This is a genomic window from Planktotalea sp. (assembly GCF_039984035.1).
Taxonomy (GTDB): Bacteria; Pseudomonadota; Alphaproteobacteria; order Rhodobacterales; family Rhodobacteraceae; genus Planktotalea.
Genome location: NZ_JBDWVM010000383.1, coordinates 1 through 2593, shown reverse-complemented (window position 1 = coordinate 2593; position 2593 = coordinate 1). Strand labels below are relative to the sequence as shown.

The following is a 2593-nucleotide window of genomic DNA, read 5'->3' as shown; positions in this document are numbered from 1 at the left end:
CCGAAACGGGCGCGACAGAGCTCTTTCACGGGGTCAAAATGCGCCCCGGAAAACCGCTTGGGCTGCACCATCTTGACGGCGTGCCGATCGTGACCTTGCCGGGCAATCCCTTTGCCGCGATCGTCGGGTATTATTTCGTGGTGCGTGCCATGATCGAGACGTCTCTTGGCGCCAATATCTTTGATACGGCGCAGGTCGACGCGCGTTTATCGGCTGATTTTGTGCGAAGACGTGAGGTCTTGGAATTCGCCCCTGTACGACTTCGTACCGACCAAGGCAGTGCACGGCCGACGGCTACGATCATTGCGCGGGGCAGTTCTGCATGTCTGTCGCCTTTGGTCGCGGCAGACGGCCTTGCGGTCCTGGGTGGGCGCGGCAAACTGCTGTCAGCCGGAACGCACGTATCTGTGCTGAAACTACATTAAGCCACCCGCGTTTACCTACCTTGGTATACGGATCGAGCCGCGCACATAAAGGGCGCGCGGCTCGTCAGAGCAAAAGCCCCTTAGCTCAGGGATGCAACACCCAATGGCACGCCAAACTGCAAGCACCAGATGTAGACTTCGTTGAAATCATCAACGTTGATCGTGGGCGGCACCACGTAGATCTGCAGACCGCTGATGTTTTGCAACGCACCCAAATCGCTGGCCTCAACGAATTTGCCATCAGAGCCGAACCCAACCCGTGGGTCAGGCGCGCCATCAAGGCTGAAATCAGTGTCGAGGATAACAATCGCGCCGCCGTCCGCGGTTTTGACGATCTGAACACCACCAGTTGTGATGTGATCGCTTGCCCCGGTGAAGGTGCCGTGTGTGGCCGGTGCTTCTGCGGATGCAGAGATCGGTGCGAATGTGATGACTGCTGCTGCAACAACGCTCAATGATTTTGCGACGATATTTTTCATGTGTTTTCCTTTGGTGTGGTGGGCGGCGATATGCCGTTTCGTGTTTCGGTGATTGATCATCTAGCATTAGGAACCGAATAGTTCCAAACACGTTTTCGTGATTGGGTACTGATCAGTTCCAAACTTGGAAAACCCGTGCTATACCACCCCCATGGCAAGACCACGCGAATTTGACACCGACGAAGCCCTCGCGAAAGCGATGGATGTATTTTGGGAGCACGGCTATGCCGATGCCACCCTGCCGGACCTTCTGGCGGGGATGAACCTGACACGTGGCAGTCTGTATAAAGCGTTCAATGACAAAAAGGCGCTCTATATGCGCGTTCTGAGCAGATATGACGCACAGGTCGTGAGCGGCGCGGTCGCGTTGCTTGTGGACGATGATCAAGAGGGATGGGCGCGGATCTTTCAGGTGTTCGATTCTATCGAAGAAGCGGTGCGTTCGGGCGACCAGCGCGGGTGTCTTTTGTGCTCGGCCATTGCCGGGCCCGCCGCCTACGACAGCGACATCGAAACCATGGCAACAAAGTCGCTGGAGCGGATGTTGGTTGGCTTCGAAACCGCGCTCGCGGATGTGGTACCCCCGACGATGTCAAACGCGCTGGCGCATCACCTGGTCGCGCAATACGTCGGCATGCGCGTTATCGCGCGAAAGGACGGGGCGCTGGACACCCTCGGCAAGAGCACCGCCGCCTTAAAGCACATCGCAACGCGGTTGAGCCCCAACGACTGAAACCACACGGCATTGATACCGCCCCCAGTTTGTTACCTATTGGTCGTCGAGCCGTTGGGTATGGCCGCGCCCTGACAACAACCGCCTTGTCGGATACCTATTGCGCCCATCAATATTTCATATATTCATGAAATATGGAAAAAGAAGCACTCTTACGCCTGTCGACCCTTAGCCACCCGCAACGGTTGGGCATTTTTCGTCTGCTCATGCGGCGCTACCCAGATCAGGTTCCCGCAGGGGAAATCGCATCGGCCTTGACGCTCAAGGCCTCGACGACTTCGGTGTATCTGGCCGCATTGACGGACGCAGGATTGATCCGGCAACGCAGACAAGGCACGTCGCTGCGCTACAGCGCCAACACGCAGGCCGCAGGCGCGCTGATCAATTTTCTGGTCGTTGATTGTTGCCGAGGGCGGCCCGAATTATGCGCACCCGTCGCCACCGCCACGCTGCGCTCACAATACAACGTGTTGTTTCTGTGCACCGGCAATTCAGCCAGATCGATCTGCGCCCAAACCATCTTGCGCGATCTCGACCCAACCCGGTTCGCCGTCTATTCTGCGGGGACGCAGCCCAACGATCAAATCAACCCGCTGGCGGTCGATATCCTCACATGTAAAGGCCACGATACCGCGCGCCTACGACCCCAACCCATGTCGGACTTTCAAACCCCCGACAGCCCGCGCATGGATTTCGTCTTTACGGTGTGCAACAGCGCCGCAAATGAGGATTGCCCAACCTGGGAAGGCCAGCCGATCAGCGGCCATTGGGGCCTGCCCGACCCCGCCAGCGCCAAAGGCCCCCTCGCAGAGCGCCGCCGCGCCTTTGAACACACCTACACCGCGTTGCACGCCCGGATCGCGGCGTTTGCCGCCCTTCCGCTGGCCACGCTGGATGCCACATCGTTGCAAAACGCCATTGATGCCATTGGCATCGCCCCCCCAAAAGGACACTCC

At 58.2% G+C, this 2593-nt stretch carries 4 protein-coding genes; 3 read left to right on the top strand and 1 reads right to left on the bottom strand.

The genetic code is table 11. The features are described from left to right. Positions 1 to 425: molybdopterin-binding protein (locus ABJQ89_RS17070; protein WP_348497358.1), on the top strand; the 425-nt coding region annotated here is incomplete at its 5' end. 80 nt (positions 426 to 505) lie between these two features. On the opposite strand, the gene ABJQ89_RS17065 is transcribed toward ABJQ89_RS17070, so the two are convergent. After that, on the bottom strand, positions 506 to 904 hold the full coding sequence (locus tag ABJQ89_RS17065) for a DM13 domain-containing protein (protein ID WP_348404751.1): 399 nt from the start codon (positions 902 to 904) through the stop codon (positions 506 to 508). A gap of 151 nt (positions 905 to 1055) precedes the next feature. Between ABJQ89_RS17065 and ABJQ89_RS17060 the strand changes: the two genes are divergently transcribed. Continuing rightward, a complete protein-coding gene (locus ABJQ89_RS17060; protein ID WP_348404750.1) occupies positions 1056 to 1637 on the top strand; it encodes a TetR/AcrR family transcriptional regulator in 582 nt (193 codons plus the stop codon). Between the two features lie 134 nt (positions 1638 to 1771). Further along, the coding region (locus ABJQ89_RS17055; RefSeq protein ID WP_348497357.1) for a helix-turn-helix domain-containing protein at positions 1772 to 2593 on the top strand (822 nt) is incomplete at its 3' end.